General features: G+C 63.2%; 18 protein-coding genes. 15 read left to right on the top strand and 3 right to left on the bottom strand.

Translation table 11 applies throughout. The annotated features are described in order from the left end of the window. Window position 1: 1 nt before the first annotated feature. Window positions 2-697, bottom strand: coding sequence for a helix-turn-helix domain-containing protein (locus AC6H4Z_RS19080; protein ID WP_497543553.1), 696 nt, complete (start codon window positions 695-697; stop codon window positions 2-4). A 387-nt stretch (window positions 698-1,084) separates the two neighbouring features. Here AC6H4Z_RS19080 and AC6H4Z_RS19075 point away from each other — a divergent pair, with 387 nt between their 5' ends. Genes AC6H4Z_RS19075 through AC6H4Z_RS19060 form a run of 4 tightly spaced genes read left to right on the top strand, consistent with a single transcriptional unit; the run spans window position 1,085 to window position 5,267 of the window. Then, complete coding sequence (locus tag AC6H4Z_RS19075; protein ID WP_497543552.1) at window positions 1,085-1,627, top strand: GspH/FimT family pseudopilin; 543 nt, start codon at window positions 1,085-1,087, stop codon at window positions 1,625-1,627. Further along, window positions 1,624-2,055 carry a type IV pilus modification PilV family protein gene (locus AC6H4Z_RS19070; RefSeq protein WP_497543551.1) on the top strand — a complete coding sequence of 144 codons (432 nt, stop codon included), beginning with the start codon at window positions 1,624-1,626 and terminating at the stop codon, window positions 2,053-2,055. The genes AC6H4Z_RS19075 and AC6H4Z_RS19070 overlap by 4 nt, the downstream gene beginning before the upstream one ends. Before the next feature lie 12 nt (window positions 2,056-2,067). Continuing rightward, window positions 2,068-3,246, top strand: coding sequence for a PilW family protein (locus AC6H4Z_RS19065; RefSeq protein WP_497543550.1), 1,179 nt, complete (start codon window positions 2,068-2,070; stop codon window positions 3,244-3,246). An 11-nt stretch (window positions 3,247-3,257) separates the two neighbouring features. Further along, window positions 3,258-5,267 (top strand): hypothetical protein, encoded by a 2,010-nt coding sequence (locus tag AC6H4Z_RS19060; protein ID WP_497543549.1) that lies wholly within the window; start codon window positions 3,258-3,260, stop codon window positions 5,265-5,267. Window positions 5,268-5,318: 51 nt separating this feature from the next. Here the strand turns inward: AC6H4Z_RS19060 and AC6H4Z_RS19055 are convergent, their stop codons facing one another. Together AC6H4Z_RS19055 and AC6H4Z_RS19050 are read right to left on the bottom strand one after the other, a co-directional pair. Further along, window positions 5,319-5,936: a thymidine kinase gene (locus AC6H4Z_RS19055; protein ID WP_497547065.1), complete on the bottom strand. Its 618-nt coding sequence runs from the start codon at window positions 5,934-5,936 to the stop codon at window positions 5,319-5,321. Continuing rightward, entirely contained in the window at window positions 5,936-7,480 is a 1,545-nt protein-coding gene (locus tag AC6H4Z_RS19050) for a DbpA RNA binding domain-containing protein (RefSeq protein ID WP_497543548.1), read from the bottom strand. The genes AC6H4Z_RS19055 and AC6H4Z_RS19050 overlap by 1 nt, the downstream gene beginning before the upstream one ends. Window positions 7,481-7,650: 170 nt before the next feature. Between AC6H4Z_RS19050 and AC6H4Z_RS19045 the strand changes: the two genes are divergently transcribed. From AC6H4Z_RS19045 to AC6H4Z_RS18995, 11 genes are all read left to right on the top strand, one after another. After that, window positions 7,651-8,832, top strand: a complete 1,182-nt coding sequence (locus AC6H4Z_RS19045) for a pyridoxal phosphate-dependent aminotransferase (protein ID WP_497543547.1) — start codon at window positions 7,651-7,653, stop codon at window positions 8,830-8,832. A 118-nt stretch (window positions 8,833-8,950) separates the two neighbouring features. Further along, window positions 8,951-9,454, top strand: a complete 504-nt coding sequence (locus tag AC6H4Z_RS19040) for a hypothetical protein (RefSeq protein ID WP_497543546.1) — start codon at window positions 8,951-8,953, stop codon at window positions 9,452-9,454. Then, window positions 9,451-9,729 (top strand): Lrp/AsnC family transcriptional regulator, encoded by a 279-nt coding sequence (locus tag AC6H4Z_RS19035; protein WP_497543545.1) that lies wholly within the window; start codon window positions 9,451-9,453, stop codon window positions 9,727-9,729. The genes AC6H4Z_RS19040 and AC6H4Z_RS19035 overlap by 4 nt, the downstream gene beginning before the upstream one ends. A 1-nt stretch (window position 9,730) precedes the next feature. After that, window positions 9,731-10,360, top strand: a complete 630-nt coding sequence (locus AC6H4Z_RS19030; RefSeq protein WP_497543544.1) for an O-methyltransferase — start codon at window positions 9,731-9,733, stop codon at window positions 10,358-10,360. A gap of 54 nt (window positions 10,361-10,414) precedes the next feature. Next, entirely contained in the window at window positions 10,415-11,428 is a 1,014-nt protein-coding gene (locus AC6H4Z_RS19025) for a hypothetical protein (RefSeq protein WP_497543543.1), read from the top strand. 29 nt (window positions 11,429-11,457) lie between these two features. After that, a complete protein-coding gene (locus AC6H4Z_RS19020) occupies window positions 11,458-13,443 on the top strand; it encodes an ATP-binding protein (RefSeq protein WP_497543542.1) in 1,986 nt (661 codons plus the stop codon). 14 nt (window positions 13,444-13,457) lie between these two features. Then, a complete protein-coding gene (locus tag AC6H4Z_RS19015; protein ID WP_497543541.1) occupies window positions 13,458-14,279 on the top strand; it encodes a hypothetical protein in 822 nt (273 codons plus the stop codon). Window positions 14,280-14,361: 82 nt separating this feature from the next. Next, window positions 14,362-15,561, top strand: coding sequence for a metallophosphoesterase family protein (locus tag AC6H4Z_RS19010; protein WP_497543540.1), 1,200 nt, complete (start codon window positions 14,362-14,364; stop codon window positions 15,559-15,561). Continuing rightward, entirely contained in the window at window positions 15,562-18,012 is a 2,451-nt protein-coding gene (locus AC6H4Z_RS19005; protein ID WP_497543539.1) for an AAA family ATPase, read from the top strand. After that, window positions 18,012-18,983 (top strand): GNAT family N-acetyltransferase, encoded by a 972-nt coding sequence (locus AC6H4Z_RS19000; RefSeq protein ID WP_497543538.1) that lies wholly within the window; start codon window positions 18,012-18,014, stop codon window positions 18,981-18,983. The genes AC6H4Z_RS19005 and AC6H4Z_RS19000 overlap by 1 nt, the downstream gene beginning before the upstream one ends. 96 nt (window positions 18,984-19,079) lie before the next feature. Further along, window positions 19,080-19,526, top strand: coding sequence for a hypothetical protein (locus AC6H4Z_RS18995; protein ID WP_497543537.1), 447 nt, complete (start codon window positions 19,080-19,082; stop codon window positions 19,524-19,526). Window positions 19,527-19,529: the final 3 nt, after the last annotated feature.

The raw sequence follows: 19,529 nt of genomic DNA, 5'->3' as shown, positions 1-19,529 counted from the left end.
GTCAATCGTCTGCGGCGATCGCGTCGCTCGCGAGTGCGTCGGTAAAGAGAGCGAGCGCGCGGTCCGATGCGCCGACTTCGTGCAGCAGCGTTCGCAGCACGAACGCGGCACCGCCGCGCGCGCGAATTTCGCTCGGCGTCGCCTGGAGATAGCGTTGGCAGATGTTGCGCAGCGCGCTTCCCGACGGGAAGTCGAGCGCAACAGCAATGCGGTCGGCGCTGCGATGTCGATCCTCGAGCAGGTGCGCGGCGACGATGAGCCGGCCCCACGAGAGCAAGCGTTGTGGTGGCGGAAAGCCGGCGTTCGCCAATCGCTGAGAGACGGTGCGGCGGGGAAGTGCGAGCAGTCGCGCGAGTCCTTCCGGCGAAAGGCGCTCGTGCGCTCGCGTCACCGCCAGCAGCACCGCGTCGCGTGTCGTCGGATCGACTCCGTCGAGCGCAGCGCGTACCACCGCGCCGAGGCTGCGTGACTCTGCGCGTTCTATGAGGGAAAGTAGAGCGCGCGGCGCGTCGTCCTGATCGGCGAGCACGAGGCCGTCCATTCCCTGACGGCCGGCATCGAACAGATCGTGCGCGCGATCGGGCGTGAAGCCGATGTACGCAATCAGCGTCAAGCGAGGAAGCCGCTGCTTGAGGTGACGAACACGATCGAAGTTCGCCTGGTTGCCGGCGAACAGGTCGATGACGGCAACGCGCACCGGCTGCCGTTCACAAACGCGTAACAGCGCGCTCCAATCGTCACACGCCACCAATTGGTGACGATCACGAATAGCGGTTCGTAGTCTCTGTAGATGTGCTGCGGTTGGCAGCAGGGTCGCGATGACGCCCATGGGTGTCCGCGTGTTCGACGCGAGAGATGGATTCCGCGTGCGACGACCTTAGCGCCCCCATCGTCACGCCGGTGGCGACACGCAACAGAAAATGACGGTTCCTGCCGATACTGTGATGGCCACCATCACATGCCGCGATACCGTCGAGGCGGATCTTGTCGTCCTTACTACGTGCGGCAATCCAAGGACTCCCTTATGCGTTTTCTACACCGCAGATCCTCAGCCCGAAAAACCTTTCTCCGGCCAGCGTTTACGATGGCCGAGGTAATGGTGGTGGTCGTCATTTCGGGATTGATGATCGTGCTCGCGATCCCGCGAATCGACACCACGAAGATCAAGGCCGACGCGATCGCGACGATCGTGCGCACGACGCTGCAGTATGCGCAGCGACAGGCGATCACGCGTCAGCACGACATGGTGGTCAGCTTCGACACCACTGGTGAGCGCATTCGCACGTTCTGGGATGCGGACAACAGCGGGACAATCACTGGCACTGAACGCGTCACGTGGCGAGGTCTCGACGTCGGGATTCTGTTCACCGATCCGGCAGTCAACGGCGTATCGGGAACGGCCATCCACGTACCGGTGAGCGGCGCGGCGATCGCGACGCTCGGCGGATATCCCACGGTCACCTTCCACCGCGACGGCTCGGTCAGCACCGATGCCGAGATCTACATCAAGGTCGCGGCGCATGGTCCACCCTGGTATCGCGCCATCTCGTTGACGCAGTCGACGGGGCGCGTCGACTGGTACCGCCTCAACGCTTCGACCGGCAAATGGATTCAGGCGAATCAATGACACAGTCGCAAATGCAGGTTTTGTCGCGCGTCCGTCGCTTTGCGCTTCGCGCTCGACGCGGTCTTTCACTCGTCGAAGTCGTCGTCGCGCTTTCGATCCTCGGCGGCGTGCTGATCGCACTCGGCATGTTCTCGGTGCGTCTGTCGCAGTCGACAACGTCGTCGCGTATCCGCATTCAGGGTGCGCAGCTCGCGGCGGACCGCCTCGAGTCCGTGAAGGGCGCGCCGCGGTACACCGCGATCGAGAGCCTCTACGTGGCGACCGAGACGAACGTCGCGAATAACCCAGGCTACAAACGCCAGACGTGGGTCACGCGCGTCGGTGGACAGGTGACCGACACGATCGATTATAAAATCGTGACGGTGCAGGTGACGCACAATCAGCTCGCCGGGAACATCCGGAAGACTACTACCATCGCCCCCTTCTAACCGGAGATCATCGTGCATTCCCCGACTCTCCGCGCGCGGCGCGGTTTCACGCTCCCAGAAATTCTCGTCTCGATGACGCTGATGTTGACCGTCATCGGACTGAGCACGCAGATGTTCCGGAAACAGTCGAACTCCGTGTCGGCGCAGACTGGCCGCCTCGATGCGCAGCAGAACTCGCGCTTCGCGGTGTCGATGCTCGAACGTGAGCTTCGCGTGGCCGGTGTTGGCGTTGCGGATCAGCAACCACTCGTCGTGATGGCCAATACGCTCGGCATCACGTTCAATGCGAATCTCGCGTCGCTCGACACGGGCGACATGGGTGCCGTGTACATCAACCCCGATGCCGACTCGGCTGGCGTTGATCTACTGCGCACGACATCCAAGATCACTCTTCCGGGAACGACCAAGCAGTATCCGGACACGAATTACATGTTGAATGCCGGCATCCCGAGTCATGCCGAAACGATCTCGTACTGGATGCAGCGTGACTCGACGAGCACGAGGTCGAACGAATACGCGTTGTTTCGTCGTGTGAATGCGCGACCGGCGCGCCTCGTGGCGCGCGGCCTCGTCTACAACGGCGCCAGCGACGTGATCTTTCACTATTACAAGACCGACACGATCGGCAATCTCGTCGAGATTCCGCAGGCCGCGCTTCCGCTGATTCATACGGCGCCGATTCATGGACTTCAGTCGGACACGGGCAAATCGGCGCTGACCGACAGCATCAAACAGGTACGCGTGCAGTTCACGAGCATCTTCCGCGATCCGCGCACGCCGAACGATTCGACGCTGCGTCCGCAGACGTTGACGATTCATCTCATGAACGCCGGCTTGCTGCATCACGCGACGTGCGGTCAGCCGCCGATTGCGCCGACTTCAGTCTCCGCTGTGGCTACAGCGGCAAACGGCGGAACCATCCCCCAGTCATACGTGACGATCACGTGGACGAAGTCGGTCGATGACGGAGCCGGCGAAAAAGACGTCGAGCGATACGCGCTGTATCGGCGACTCTCGAGTGTTTCGACGTTCGATGAACCGTTTGCGAGCGTGCCTGGTGGTGCCAGCTCGTACACGTTCCGCGACACCGACGTGTTGTCGGGTCAGACCTGGATTTACGCCGTAGCATCGCAGGATTGCACGCCGGCGAGTTCATCCGCCGCTTCAGCACCACAAGTGGTCATTCCGTGAGGATTCATTCAATGAAAACCCGTTCCCGACTTGGGCGTCGCGCGCGCGCTGGCATGCGCGCGCAGGCGATGCGTGCGCGAAAGGGCATTGCGCTCTTCGTGTCGATGTTTTTCGTCGCCGGCATTGGCGCGCTCGCGCTTTCGGCGATTTACCTCACGGCGAACGCAACGCTGTTGAGCAAGACGTACGAGAAGGAAGACGATCTCAAGTACATCTCCGAGGCGGCGCTGCAGATCGGCAAGGCCGAATTGAATTTCAATCCGGCCGCACTGCCGAATTCGAGCTACGTCGCGCTCATGCTCAACAAGTCCTTGGCTACGGCCGACGGCCAAACTGTTCCCGGCCTCAAGGTCAACCTGTTCGCTGGGCCGAGCGGCTCGACGAGCGGTCAGTTCGGTCGTTTCGCGAGCGTCGTGGCTGAAGCGCGCGATGCGAACGGCACGGGTTTCGTGCGACGCCTCGAGCTGTCGCAGGAGAGCTTTGCAAAGTTTGCGTATTGGACGAATAGCGAGAACAACGCATCGGGTGGAACGATCGTGTTCGCGAACGGCGACGCGCTCTGGGGGCCGGTATGGTCGAACGATACGATCACCATCGGTACCGGTGGCGCCACGTTCCACGACGACGTCGGCACGGCGGCGCCAGTGATCGTCAGTGCGAGCTCGGCGACCTTCGTCAAAGGCTATCAGGTCAAACAGAAGCCGATCACGCTTCCATCGCTATCGACTCTCTCGAGTTTGAGCGCGCTGGCAACGGTCAGCGGATTCAATATCACGACGCAGAACGCGGGAACGTCGGACACGGTGCGTACGCGTCTCGAATTCCTCGCGATCGATCTCGATGGCAACGGAGACTCCACCGGCGACGCCGAGGGCTTCTTCCGCGTGTACAAGGCGAAGACGGGCCAGGCAGCTTGGCTGCGTGCCAATTGGCCGGGTACGGCGTCGACGCTTCCGACTGGCGACCAAGTGTTGAACTGCGGCGACTGGCATAAGACGGCCGTGGATACCTTCCCGAAGTTCTTCCCGTTCGCGGCGCACTATCACGCCACGTCCGCGAATACTTGGTTCGACACGGTCACGGCGGTCGGTCGCACGGTTGCGGCCGCGCGCTCGGAAGCAGACTCGGTCAAGGCGGGCGGAGCCCAATTCACGAAGATTCTGCAACACGCAAACGTTCGCTGCTACCTCGGCGGCGATCCGCACCTCGTCGCAGTCGCGCGTCCGACGGGTACCTACACGGCCGCACAAATCCACAAGGGCGGTGATGATACTACGTTCACCGCGCACGACAACTACGGCGACTGGGTGGCCTACGGCTCGACGCCGAACAGCGTCGTGTCGACGAAGCGCCCCAACGATGCGACATATCTGTTCCCGCTGTATCGCGGCTACAACACCGCGACGAAGGGCGTGATCTACGCGAGCGGAACGATCGGAATCAGCGGTGTGGTTCGAGGTGTCGTTACGCTGTACTCGCCAAAATCCATCGTCATTCTCGACGACCTTCGATACGCGAACGATCCGTCGAAGGGCGTCTGCGTCGACATTCTGGGAACGATCTCTGGTGACAACACCATGGTCGCGGATAACTCCATCAACACTCCGCAGGTGATCAAGCCAGGCAGTCCGGCGACGTATCGTAGTCTCGATGATACGCCCGACCTGTATGTTCAGGACGTCGTCATGGCTCTAGGAACGTCCTTCCAGGTCGAGAACTACGACCAGGGTCCGTCGGCTGCGTTGACCTGTCAGACGTCGAATGACGGACGCGGTTGCCTCTACCTCACTGGCGGCTTGATCCAGAATCGCCGCGGCCCGGTTGGACTCACGAGCGGCGAGGGTTACGTCAAACGGTACAGCTACGACCGCTGCGCCATCGTCAATCCGCCGCCGTACTTCCCAACCACTGGCCGATTCCTCGACAACCGGTACTACGAGCTCGATCCGAATCGCGTGAACTCTTCGGTCTCGGGATCGATTCGTAAACTCTACTTGAGCCTGACGCCCGACGGTCCGTGATCGGATGGCTTTAGCAAACTAGAATGATCGATCGGGGCCAGGTGCCGCTGCCTAGAGCAGCCGCACCTGGTCCTCGTCGCGTCGGGGAACCGAGTGACAGGCGCGACAGCGCGCCTCGTACGCCTCGTTGCTGCCCACCATGATGGTCGGTGAGTCGTAGCGCGCCGGTTTGCCGCCGATGAGGCGCTGATTGCGACTGGCGGGGTTTCCGCAGATCACACAGATGGCGTGCAGCTTGTCCACCATCTCGGCGATGGCAAGCAGCTGTGGCATCGGGCCGAACGGCTCACCGCGAAAATCGCAATCCGTTCCGGCGAGGATGACGCGGCGGCCCTTTTTCGCCAGATCGGTGACGAGGTCCACGATCGTCGCATCCAGGAACTGCGCCTCGTCGATTGCGACGACCTGCGTGTCGGGCAGCACGAGCCGCGCAATCTGCTCCGGAGTGTCGATCGGCACTGCTTCTACGGTGCGCCCGTCGTGGCTCGACACGTGGTAGATGCCCGAGTACCGCTCATCCAGGTGCGACTTGAACACCTGGATCTTCTTTCGCGCGATGATCGCTCGGCGCACCCGGCGAATGAGCTCTTCGCTCTTGCCGCTGAACATCACGCCGCAAATGACCTCGATCCAGCCGGCACTTCCGCCGGCTGGAAAGCCATCCGAGATCACTCGCGATCCTCAGAGCGCGGAAAGCGCGCCGGTGGGCGCCCTCGACCGGCTGGCGGACGACGCTCGGAGCGGTCGCGCGGTCCTCCACGATCGCTGCGAGGACCGCCTCGCTCGCCGCCGCGAGGCCTATCCCCTCGCGGCCGGTCACCGCGATCCCCACGATCTCCGCGATCGCCACCACGCTCGCGTCCTTCACGCTTCGGCCGTTCTTCGTCGCGACGAACAACGACGCGACGTCCCTTGATGGAGGTGCCGTTCACTCGCTCGATCACCGTATCCGCGACTTCGCTGGACACTTCGATCACCGAATGCGATTCGCGCATCTCGATCTTGCCAATCTCATTGCTCGTGATGCCCGCCGTGTTCGCGATGGCACCGACGATGTCTCCCGGACGCGCTTCGTCGCGCGAACCAATCGTCATGAACAGTCGCGTGGTCGCGCCCGTGCTCCGTTCGCGAGGCGCAGGGCCAGACGTCGCCGCCCGACTCTCGGCCACTGCCGCCGCCGCGGCGCGTTCGCGCTCGAGCAGCTGCACGGCAGCCGCGGCAATCTCGACGCCGTCGAATTCTCCAAGCAGCTCTTCGAGCATCAGCAACTCGCGACCGAACTGACCGTCGGTGAGAAGCGTTCGCAATTCGGCGCGCATGCGTGCATCACGCCCGCGCGCCCGCACCGACGATTCGCCGAGTGTCAGCGGCTTCACCGCACCGCCCGCACCAAGCGTGCGAAGGCTGGCGAGCTGCCGCGGTTGAATCAGCGCAACACGACGCGTCGCTGCGTTCGACGCTTCACGCAGCTCCTCGCGCGACGCCGGGAGGTCGAACAGAATCACGAGATCGGTACCCGGCGCGGCGGCCATTCCCGTGCGCACCGGCGCATCCGGTCCGCGATAGCCGAGCGAGTCGAGCAGGCCGCGCACGTCGGCGGTGCTCTGCTCGTCGCGCACGAAGATCACGCACGACGCCGGATCGAGCTCGTCGAGCACACGGCGAAGCGTCGAGACTCTGGTCTGCGGCGATACGCTTACGTACTCCAGGTCCACCGGCATATCGCCTTCGGCCGTTGGACTCACCACGCGACGCGCACGTCGCGCGTAGCGCTCGAGAATTTCCTCGACGGCCGGCGTGAGCTCCGACGCCACGATCGTGCGCGCCGAATCCTTCGGTAGCTCGGTCATGAGCGCTTCGAGCGAGGGCAGGGCACCCGTCGACACCAACTCGTCGGCCCAGGCAACGCAGACCATGCGAACGGCATCCAGCTTGAGCGCCGCACCGCGCAGGAGTTCGACCAGCGTGTCGGCCGTGCCAGCAAGGACGTGCGGCGGACGCGCCTTGATCAGGCGCGCGGCGCGCTTGGCGGAGGTAGCCGCAATGACGCCGACGTCCCGCCCCTCGGTGAGCTTGACCGCGGCTGCGGCAGTGGCCGCCGCGAGTTCGGCATCCGATGTGATGACGACGAGCTGAATGTCGTGCTGGGCCTCGTCGATGCGCTGGAGCATCGGGCCGAGAAACTGAGCGATGGACGCCCAGTCGTGCGTCATCACGAACGCTGAATTTGAACTACGAGTCACCCCTGCTCCGGGCAGGTCGCGGCCATCTTGTTCCACTGAACCCTCACCTGCGTTGTAGCGTCGACTTGGAGTGGCTCGTTAAGATTGCCACGCGGTCGTGAAGTATAGCCCGCGCTCGTTCCGGTTCCCAATCGCGCATCATGCCGTTTCAGCCGTCCGACAATGTCGCGCAGCTTCGCGAGTCCGCGACCATCGCTGCGTCCGCACGCGCCAAAGCCCTCCGTGCCGCCGGCCGCCCGGTGATCGACCTCGGCGCTGGCGAGCCTGACTTCCCCACGCCCGAGTACGTCCTAGAGGCAGCCAGGCGGGCCCTCGAGGCCGGATTTACCCGGTACACGCAGGTGGAAGGAATTGCGCCGCTGCGCGAGGTCATCGCCGGCCGCGCCAGCGGCCATCGGCCGAATGCGACCCTGGACCCCGCCACCGTGGTCGTGGGTGCCGGAACGAAGCAGGCGCTGTTCAACGCCTGCTTCTCCCTGTTCGGCCCCGGCGACGAGGTGTTGGTGCCAACCCCCGGCTGGACGAGCTACTACGAGATGGTCGGCCTTGCCCGCGCCACGGCGGTTCCCGTGCAGGGATCGGTGGAGCGTCAGTTCAAGATCACGCCGGCCGACCTGCGAAGCGCGGCGACGAATCGCACTCGTGGGCTGATTTTGAACTCGCCGTGCAATCCGACGGGCGCGGTCTATTCGCGCGAAGACCTGGGGGAAATCGCCGACCTCGCCGCCGAGAACGACTGGTGGATTCTGAGCGACGAGATCTATCGAGAGATCTCTTACGACGTGGATGCGCCGTCGATGCTCTCGGTGGCGCCGAGCCTCGAGCGGCTGATCGTGGTAGACGGCGTCGCAAAGTCGTTCGCGATGACCGGTTGGCGCATTGGTTGGTCGATCGCACCCGTGGAAGTGGCTCGAACAATGGCGGCGCTGCAGTCGCACACCACTTCGAACGCGAGCACGGTTTCGCAGCATGCGGCGTTGGCCGCGCTATCTGACGCGCAGGCCGCGCGCGAAACGATCGACACGATGGTGGCCGAGCTGCGACGACGCCGTGACGCGGCGCTCGAATTATTGCGCGGTGCCAGCGTGACCGTCATCGATCCGCGCGGCGCGTTTTATCTCTATGCCCATGCTGGATCGGCGACACCCGAGAATCCAGAGCCGGGAACGGTGCTCGCGCGTCGGCTGCTCGAGGAAGCCGACGTCGCTGTCGTACCGGGCGCGGCCTTTCGGTCTCCGGAATGGATTCGCGTCTCGTATGCCGCACCCAACGATCAGGTATTGGAGGGGGTGCGGAGGATCATCGAGCGGCGTATATCTTAGCCCTTGGCGCGCAGCGGCCTCGACGCGGAATTTTGGTCCCCGTCGCGAGCTTTCGGCACCGTGCGGCGACGCGACGCGCGCGAAATTCTCATCGGACTGCAGCGGAGGCGAGCACGCTGTGAAGATTGCCGTTCAACTCGGGTCGGAGGCGGGTGCCCCCGCTGATGTGTCATACAAGTGGGACGCCGATACCGAGATTCTGTCGGCGCAGCTCGCACCGGGTAGCCCGAGCGAAGGAATGTCTGGCTCGGTTGGTTTGGAAGGCAGCGATGGCTCGTGGTTGATTCTCGACGTCGCGGCGGGTCGCATCAACGGCGTTGAGATCGCGGTATGGCCGGAGGTGCGAAAGCTTTCCGCGCTGCAGCCGCCGGAAAAGATCGAGGATATCCACGTCACCATTCCCTCTCGGCGCTCGCAGCCCAACATTGCGTCAATGGAAATGGCGACGCACCTCATCGCCGAAACGGATCACGCCAAGCGCAATTTTCACTTTCGTCTTGGAAGACCGAAGCTCTCGCGAACTATCCGTTTGGCGCGCGACATTCTGCTCGACGTCGACGACAAAAGCCAAATTTCCGGCCTCTGGCTACTCAACGTTCCACCGAGCCCCACCGACGCGTGATCACAACCATCGTTCTCATTCGCGTCGACCCGACGCTCATTCCCACCGCCGCCAACATGTTGGCCGGCGTCGAAGGCGTAACCGAGGTCTATTCCGTATCAGGTGACTGGGATCTCGTCGCCATCGTGCGCGTAGCACAGTACGACCAGATCGCGCGCGTCATCACGGAGATTTTTCCCACGGTTCCGGGCATTCAGCGCACCCAAACGCTCACGGCCTTCCGCGCCTACTCGAAGAAGGATCTGCAGCAGGCCTGGGACATCGGAGTGGAGTAGCATGTCCGATCGGGCGGGCGACTACATCGTCGGATTGTTCGGCGCCGAGGACCAACTTCTCGCCTCACTGCGAGAAGAGGCGGATCGCACCGGTCTGCCGCCCATCGCCATTTCTTCCGACGAGGGCAGGCTGCTGCAGGTGCTCCTCACCTCGATCAACGCACGCCGGGTGCTCGAAGTCGGCACACTCGGCGGCTACTCGGCCATTTGTATGGCGCGCGCATTGCCACCCGGCGGGCGGTTGCTCTCGATCGAGATCAACGAGCAGCACGCGGCGTTCGCGCGGAAGTACGTCGACCGCGCAAATCTCAGCGACCGAATCGAGGTGCGTGTGGGCCGAGCGCTCGACGTGCTTCCGGCGCTCGACGGCGAACGGTTCGACGCCATGTTTCTCGACGCCGACAAGGAGCCGCTTCCGACGTATTTCGACTGGGCGCTTCGCCTCGTGCGACCGGGTGGCCTGATCATCGGCGACAACGCGCTCTGGGGCGGGCGGGTGTACGAGAGCCAGGAGTCGGACGACCGGACGCGCGGCGTCCGCGAGTTCAATCGCCGAATGGCCACCGATCCGCGCGTTCTCGGGATCATCGTTCCCACACACGACGGCGTGGCGGTGGCGGTCGTCCGCTAGAGTCGCATTGCCTTTCCGCTGTACGGCACCGACGTTACCATGCTGACCATGTCGGTGCCCTCTCCCACCCAGACGTCGCCTGCACGGGATGTGAGTCTTCGCGGCCTGCTACGACAGCTGGCGGCGGTGCTTCCGGACGCGGGAGTCTCGGGTGCGAGCGCAGGTGGAGCGCCGATCGAAGTGTTCAGCAGCGCCGACGACCTGCCCCGGTTGGTCAGCGCCAAGCTCCTCGAACCAGGCGACCTCCGAGCCCACGCAGTTCCTGCGGGCAATTCGGTCCCATTCGCGGCGTTTCTCGACGGAAAACAGCAGAGCCACGTCTTTCAGTACGTCGCGCGCGGCGTGCCAATCATCTACGGAACGGTCGGCGCGGCGATTCGCGTCCGTAATGACCGGCGGATGACGACCTGGCGCCACGACATCGTCCGGCGACTGTACGCACCCAAGCGGCTCATGACGCCGGCCTGGAACGATGCCCTCGCTGACCTCGGCGTCGCAGTCGTCGACACGAGTGCGCCGACTGGTGCCGAAACAGAACTGATCGAGCATCCGTTTGCGCTGAGCGACGCCGCCATCCATCGCGTGCAGGCTGACCGGGAGATGGTCGAACATCGTCTGGCCGAGGCGTGGTGTGAAACAGTGGCGCAGCCGCTGTTCATCGACGGTGGAATCAGCGGCAGCGATCGATTGGCGACGAGCGAGTGTGTCGTCGGCGTCGTGAAAAACCATCGCACACTCTATGTCGAAGGCGGTGGACTCGAAGTCGTGTTCGGACTTCGCGCCGGCGAACGAACGAGCGTCTTCCAAGTGACGTCGCGCCAACGCATGACGGTCGCGAGTTGGTACCTGCGTCTGCGCGATCCGTCGGGCCACGATCCGATGTGGGGACTGGTTCGCGTGGAAGTGCCTTATTCGCACATAGATACTAATTCGCTCATCGCGCGCGCCGACGATGCCTCGCGTCAGATTCTCGCCGAGGTGTCACCGGTCGCGCTGCCGGACGCGCGGTGGGACCGCATGGTGTATGGCATTCGCGACTGTGAAGAATTCCTGCGCTCGGTGATGTGATGCCAGCGCTCTCCCGATAGCTGCCGAGCATGATCGATTCTCCGTCTGCCCTCTTTTCCGAGCCGCGTTCTCCGGCGCTTGGACGAGTCGTTGCCACCGAGCGAAAGCCCAATACGCCGCACGAGTTTCATTTCTGGACGGCGTTGGATTCGCCAGTCGGCATCGGTACGATCGTGCGCGTCGAAGGCGCACACGCGGTAAACGGTCAGATCCCCGAGATCTACGGCATCGTGGTGGACGGCTTCAGCTACACCGATCTGCAGACGCCGCTACACGATGTCCTCGGACACGACGGCACGCCGGGCGGCGCATCACTTGGCTCGACTGACCGTACGGAGATTCGGCTGTACACGGCCGCGGTATTGCGCCAGGTGCCCGAAGAGCCACTGCAGCCGGTGCCCATGGGTCGCGTTTATCTCGCCAGCGACGCCGACGTGGAGATCGCGCTGCGAATGGATGGCTACCTGAAGGAAGGATCGCGGACGGGCATTCCCATCGGCGTGTATCGCGCTGGTGGAACAGACGCGGCCATCTATCTCGACGCGGACTTTCTACTCGGGCCTGAAGCAGCGCACCTGAACATCACCGGCGTGTCTGGCTTGGCGACGAAGACGAGCGCGATCGAATGGATCATGAGCTCGATTTTCACGCACTTTCCGGAGCAGAAGGGATCGGTCGCCGCGGTGTGCTTCAACGTGAAGGGACCAGACCTTTGCTTTCTCGATCAGCCCGGCAAGATCGACGAAGCCGATGCAGTGCTATATGAGAAGTGTGGCGTCGCGCCCGGTCCGTTCGAGAAGGTGCATTACTATGCGCCGTACAAGGCAGACGGCATTTCGCTGAACACTCTTCGATCGAACGACGCGTTGCTGCACAATGTGTCGTCGCTCACGTGGGGTCTGCGCGAAGTGTTGCAATACGCTGAAGTATTGTTGAACAAGGATGACGTCGACGCGAAGGCCGATGCGTTGATCGATTTCATTCGTGAGCGCATCGTCGATCGTGAATTCAGTGATCCGCTCCTCGGGAACAAACGCTACGTCGTCCGTTCCTTCGCCGACCTCGAGGCCTGGTTCCGCGACGTACTGAACGCGCTCGAGGGCAAGAACGCCGACGGCTGGCGAACGCACCACGTCGCCACGATCCGAAAGGTCCGAAACCGGCTATCGAATATCTCGACGCGCTGCGCCGGCTTGGTGACCGACGACGGTGCCGTGAGCGACCTCCCGTTCGGGAGCTTTCAGGATCGCACGGTGTACGTAGTCGACGTCGCCTCGCTCGAAGAGGCCGCGCAGGATCTGATCTTTGCGCGCGTGGTCACCAAGCTTCGGGAACATCTCGAGAAGCGTGATCTGGGCGTCAATCATGTCATAGTTTTCGTCGACGAGCTGAACAAGTATGCGCCGAACGATGGACAGGACACATACGTCCGAAAGATGTTGCTCGATCTCGCAGAGCGCGGTCGGTATCTCGGATTGGTTCTGTTCAGTGCGCAGCAGTTCCGCTCGCAGGTCCACCGACGCGTCGTCGGCAATTCCGGTACGGCGTTGTACGGCCGCATGGACGGCGACGAGCTCGCGACGCCAGGATACGCCGTGCTGAGTCCGGCAGTGAAGACCAAGCTTGCGTCGCTCGAAAAGGGGCAGCTGATGGTGCGGCATCCGCACTTCACACAGCCGATCTTCGTGCGCTTTCCGCGACCCGCAGTGATGCGCGGCCGAGATGGCGCGGAGAAGTATCCGCAGGCGGTGGACGTCGATCTCGAGACGGCCGTGCTGCGCAGCCTTCGTCAGCTCGATCCCGCCGTCACGCTCGGCTGGGTGCAGAACGCGATCGGCATTCGTGAAGACGAGGAGGTTCTGCGCGCCCGAAATGCAACGCTGCGCGAGCGGCCTGCCGACGTGCGAAAGTTCTTTCTCGCTCAGCTACGGCCGGTCGTCGCGGCTCAGTCGATCCCGCGCGCCGCAACGCCGGCGATTCGATCGGCTCCGGCCGACGACCCATACGGGTTCTGAGGTCGAGAACGGGCATGCGGGCATCTCGCATTCTGGCTCTGTTGGCAATCACGGCCAGCCGTGTGTGGGGGCAATCGATCACGCTCCAGATCAAGCCGCATGTGGGCGACACGCTCCGAATGCGTCTCGATCAGCAGAGCGAAATGACGGGCGTGAAGCGAACGAGCACAGGTGAGGCGAGTGCGATCGTCGTCACGAGCATGAAGATGTTCTCTCGCGCCATCGTCGAAGCTGGGTCGGACAAGTCGACGACGGTGCTCGCGGTCACTGATTCAGTGTTGCTCGCGACGTCGGACGAACGGAGTCGTGCCGCGGCCGCGCAGGCTGAGATCGAATTGCGCGGCCAACGCGTGCGCTTCCGAGTTGCGCCCGATGGTTCGGTTGGAATGAACGAGTCGACGGACGGTGCGTCGCGCGACGTGGCGCAGGTGGTTTCGCTCATGCCTGCGGCCTTTCCCAAGGCTCCGATCAACGTTGGCGAGAGCTGGATTCGTGAAATGGCGCTTCCTGGAGGCCAGCAGCTCGGCGCACAGCTCTCCGGAAAGCTCTACGTCACCTTTCGCTTCGATTCGCTGACGCACGGTGGCGACTGGGCGTTCATCTCGATGCGTGGCGAACTTCGTCCGTCCCCGGGTTCGGGCGTGAACACCGGGCCCTCGCTCGAAAAGGGTGTGGTGAACGGAACGATGCTGGTCGACCAAAAGCGTCGCTGGCTCACCGAATCGTGGTTTTCGATCGTGATGAGTTCCGTCGTCACGCCCCCCCTGACGACTGGCGTGGTTTCGATGCATATGCTTACGCGAATTACCCAGCACATGCATACGTTCGCGCGATAAATTGTAGAGGCAGGGTTGATGGTCAGGGGCGCAGGGCATTGGACCCGCGACCTCCAACCCTCGACCCCAACCCCGGTTTGTTTTGCGCCTCGTCCACCTCTCCGATCTCCACCTCGGCTACCGGCAGTATCAGCGGCTGACTCCCGGCGGGATCAATCAACGGGAGGCAGACATCGCGTCGACGTTCCGCGCGGCGATCGATCGTGTGATCGAGTTGGCGCCCGACGTCGTGCTCGTGGCGGGCGACGTATTTCACACCGTCCGCCCAACGAATCAGGCCATCCTGCTCGCGTTCATGCAGTTCTCGCGGCTCGTGCAGTCGTTGCCGAACGCCGTGATCGTTCTCGTCGCCGGCAACCACGATTCACCGCGATCGACAGAAACGGGCGGGATTCTTCCGCTTCTCGCGCAACTCGGAATGCAGGTCGTCGATCGCGAGGCGCGTCGGCTGTCGTTTCCTGATCGCGATCTGTCGATTCTTGCGGTGCCCGACGTACACGGCATCGAAGTACCGTCGTTGACCCCCGACTCCAGCGCACGCTTCAACGTGCTCGCGATGCACGCCGGAATCACTGGGGCGTTGCCCGAAGGCTCCACGCCTGGCGATCGGCCGGCCATCGAGGTCGCGCAGGCGGATCTGCATGCGTCGCGCTGGGACTACGTGGCGCTCGGCCACTACCACGTCTATCGGGAACTCGCGCCGAACGCGTACTACAGCGGGTCGATCGACTACACGAGCGTCAACACGTGGGGCGAGTTGTACGAGGAGCGGACGGCCGGTCTGGAAGGGAAGGGGTTCATCGAGCGCGATCTCGTCACCGGACGGCACACGTATCACACGCTCCCGGCGGCGCGTCCGCTGATCGATCTTCCGCCGGTCAACGCGCGCGGAATGACCGCCGCCGAGATCGATGAGAAAATTCGCATCGCTGTCGATGCGTGCGATCATCGTCGCGGCATCGATGACAAGATCGTTCGCCTGCTCGTGCGCGACGTACCGCGCCACATCGCACGCGAACTCGATCATCGCGCGATTCGCGACTACAAACGACGCGCGCTGAACTTCCAGCTCGATATTCGTCGCCCCGACGTGTACCGCATTCAGTCCGCTGGCGGACCGGGACGACGGCAGATGGATCTCAAGGACATTGTGGCCGACAAGTTGCGCATGCGTCCGTTGGATGTAGGCGTCGATCGTGACGCACTCGTCGCGCGCGCAATCGGCTACATGGACGAAGCGCAAGCGATGGGCGTTCCCGCGGCGCCGCCGGTCGAGATCTAAATGCGACTGAATCGACTGCGCGTCAGCAACTTCCGGCAGCACATCGATACCCAGATCGATTTCGAGACGGGGATCACGGGCATCATCGGCCCGAACGGCTCCGGCAAGTCGACGCTGCTCGAGGCGATTGCATGGGCGCTCTATGGCACGCCGGCGGCACGCGGTACGCGCGACTCGATTCGTTCGTATGCCGCGGCACCGCGCGCGCAGGTCAAGGTCGAACTGGACTTCGACCTCGGAGGACATCGCTACGTCGTCTCGCGCGGGCTGACGAACGCGGAGTTGTTCCTCGACGGGTCGTCGGTTCCGATCGCGACGTCGATCAGTGCGGTGAGCGATCTGCTTCGCCGCCGGCTCGGCATGAGCCATGATGAATTCTTCAACACGTACTTCACCGGGCAGAAAGAGCTCGGCATCATGGCGGCGATGGGTCCGTCGGAACGCGCGCAGTTTCTGTCGCGCGTGCTCGGCTACGAACGGCTCAAGACCGCTCAGGAATTGATCCGCAAGCGTCGCAGTTCGCTCGACGCCGAGATCAAGGGACTGCGATCCGGGATGCCTGATCCCGTGGCGGTACAGCGCGCGCTTGTCGAGGCGCAGGGCCGCGTGAAGGCCGCGGAGGCTGTCGTCGTATCGGCGGCCGAGCGTCGCGATCGCGCGCGCGCAGCGCTTGCCGAGGTCACGCCGCATTGGGATCGAATGCAGCGGGAACGCGACGTCGAACAGCAACTCGTGGCCGAGCTCCGCGTGGCCGAGAGTGAGCGCGATGCGCGGCAGCGCGATCTAGAGCGCATTCAGCGGGAACTCGTCGAGATCACAGCGGCGCGACAGGAGCTCGAAGGCCTGACGCGCGAATTGACCGCGCTCGCGGGGCTCGAAGCCGAGTTGCGCGAACTGGAACGTGCGTCGAACGAGCAGGCGCGTCACAAGACACTGAGCGACGGCCTTCGCCTGATCAGCGACGAAGTGACGGCACTTGCCGAACGTCGGGCAAAGATCGAAACGGCTCCAGCATTCGAAGCCGAAGCCGCCGAGGAGCTCGCGCGCATGCGAGCCGAGTTCGAGCAGGTACAGGCTCAGTTCGAGACGGCACAGACGGAATGGGTTCGCGACAAACAGGAAGCGGAGACCAAACGCGAGTCGCTCCTAGCGCAGCTCAAGGACGTGCAGCAGCAGCGCGATCAGATCGTGGAACTTGGCGAGGGCGGCATCTGTCCCATCTGTGCTCGGCCGCTCGAGACGCACTTTCGGTCGGTGCTCGACGTACTCGATGCACAAATCGAGACGATCACCTTCGACGGGAAGTACTTTCGGTCGCGAATCGAGCAGCTCGCGGTAATGCCGCCGGAAATTGCCGCGCTGGACGAGCGCCGGCGTCAGCTGCCGGACCAGCTCGCGAAGCTCGAGCGTCGTCTGGCGAAGGCGCAGGCTGCCGTCCAGGAGATGACAGTACTCGTGAGAGATCTCGAAACGAAGGAGCGCCGTCGTGATGCACTGGCCGTCGAGCTGGCGACGATTGCGGTCGCGTACGATCCAGCGCGGCATCAGGAGGTCAAAGCGACTGTCGGCCGACTCGCGCCGCTGGCGTCACGCGCGGCGCGTTTGACGACGCAGCTCGAGCGCGAGCTGCCGCTCACGCAGGAGCGCGAACGCGTTCGACTTGTGCAGACCGACGTCGATGCTCGCGTGGCTGACCTCTCCGCTCGGCGATTGGCGCTCGCGTTTTCCGAACAGGTCTTCGTTACCACGCGCGAGCAGCACGAACGCGCGGCAATTGCCGTGCGCGACGCCGAGCTGGCGTCCGTCGCCGTAGATGCCGAGGTCACAGCCGCGCGCGTGTCGCTCGCCGGCGCGGAGCAGGCGCGAGCCGATTTGGAAAAGGCCGAGAAGCAGCTGTCCGAATTGACCACCGAGCGGCGACTACACGATGAGCTGGATCGCGCATTTGCCGACATTCGAACGGATCTGAATCAGGAGCTTCGGCCCGAGTTGTCCGACCGAGCGAGTCGGTATATCCGCGAGCTGACCGACGGCCGGTACGGCGAATTGGAACTCGACGACCAGTACAACGTGATCGTTCTCGAGGACGCGATCCCCAAACCGGTGATCTCCGGGGGCGAAGAGGACCTGGCGAACCTGGTGCTTCGGCTCGCAATCTCGGAAATGATCGCCGAACGGGCGGGCCAGCCCTTCTCCCTGTTGATTCTCGACGAGGTTTTTGGCTCGCTAGATGAGACCCGGCGACATAATGTTGTGGACCTGCTGCGCCGACTTCAGGATCGCTTCGAACAGGTCATTCTCATTACACATATCGAATCTGTGCGCGAAGGGCTCGATCACGTGGTCACCGTTCGGTACGATGAAGAGTCGGGCACGTCGAGCGTCGACACGGAGACGCTCGCCATGCCCGCGGTCGCGCAGTTCGACCTCCACGCTGGAGCGGCCGACTAATGGCGACGTCTCGTTCCTGGCGCCCGCATCCCGTGGAAGGCCCGTTCCGCGCACGACTCGACGAGATCGACGAGCTGAATCAGGTCTTCAGCGATTCGTTCACCGAGCGATATCGGCGCGACGGCATGGTCGGTGTGCGCGTTCCCTTTCTGAACTCCACGATCTGGCGATACGCCATCGAGGACGCTGCCGAGGGAGCGATGCTGTGGCGCGATGACCGCGGCCACATCGTGGCGTTCAACATGGTGCATCGCTCGGGCACCGAAGGATGGATGGGACCGCTTGCCGTCCGAACGGAATTTCAGGGCGGTGGAACAGGCAAGGAGATCGTGACGCGCGGAGTCGAGTGGCTCAAGTCGCAGGGTTCGACGGTGATTGGTTTGGAGACCATGCCGCGAACCATGGACAACATTGGGTTCTACTCTCGCCTCGGATTTCTGCCCGGTCGTCTCACGATCACGTCGACTTTGGAAGCCGCGTACTGCGATTCTCCGTCGCGTCTCATGAGTCGCTTGTCACCTGTGCTGCGTGACGACGCGTTGGCCGAGTGTCGCGCACTGGTTCAGCGGCTGCTGCCCGGATATGACTACACTCGCGAGATCAATCTCACGCAGGAACTGGGACTTGGTGACACAATCGTGATGTACCAGGGCGACGAGATCGTTGGTTTCGCGCTCGCGCACACGGCGCCGCTCGTCGAGGGGCGCGCGCGCGAGGAGCTTCGCGTTCTGAAGCTCGTGGTAGCGGACGAAACGCGTTTCGAGGAACTCGTACGCGGCATCGCGGATTTTGCCCGTCGAAGCGGTACGCGGCGCATTGCGCTCCGACTTCAGGGAGAGTTCATCGAGACGTATCAGCGCATCATTGCCTTGGGAGGCCATGTGCGCTGGACAGATCTGCGAATGTCGCTGGGCGGATATGAGGAAAAGCGTCCCAGCCAGGGCATCGTGCTGTCTAACTGGGAGATCTGAACACTTTCAGTTCACCCCTATCGATGGACTCGCGGCACACTGTTGGCATAGGTTACGCCTGACGGTATCCATCGACCAGACGACTTTCCTTCGAACATGCAGCGCCTCCAACCCGTGATGCCGGTTTTCCCCACTCGCGCGGGACGCGCCATTGCTGGACGAGCAGTCCGCCGAACCTTCGTGGCGCTCGCGCTGACGTTGGTTGCTGGGTGTGCGCGCAACCACCCGGACGAGGAGATAGAGCCGTCGCACGATCCGATTCCGGTGCACGTCAAGAATGAGAATTTTCTCGACATGAACGTGGCGGTAGTCGCCGGCGGTGTTTCGCGTCGACTCGGCCAAGTGTCCGGTAACGGTAGCGCCGATTTCAAGGTGAGTTGGTCGGTGGCGAACGGACAGCAGATCGTGCTCACAGCAACACCGATCGGTGGCCGAGGCTCGTACACGTCGCCGGGTGTGAGCGTGGGTTTTGGGCAGGTAGTTGAATTCAATATCGGTTCTGTGCTCCGTCAGAGCACGGCTGTGGTTCGCGAGCCGATGTAGTTC

This window comes from Leucogemmata humicola (assembly GCF_055379415.1).
The sequence above is the reverse complement of the archived record's forward strand: the minus strand, read 5'-3'. Positions and strand labels throughout refer to the sequence as shown.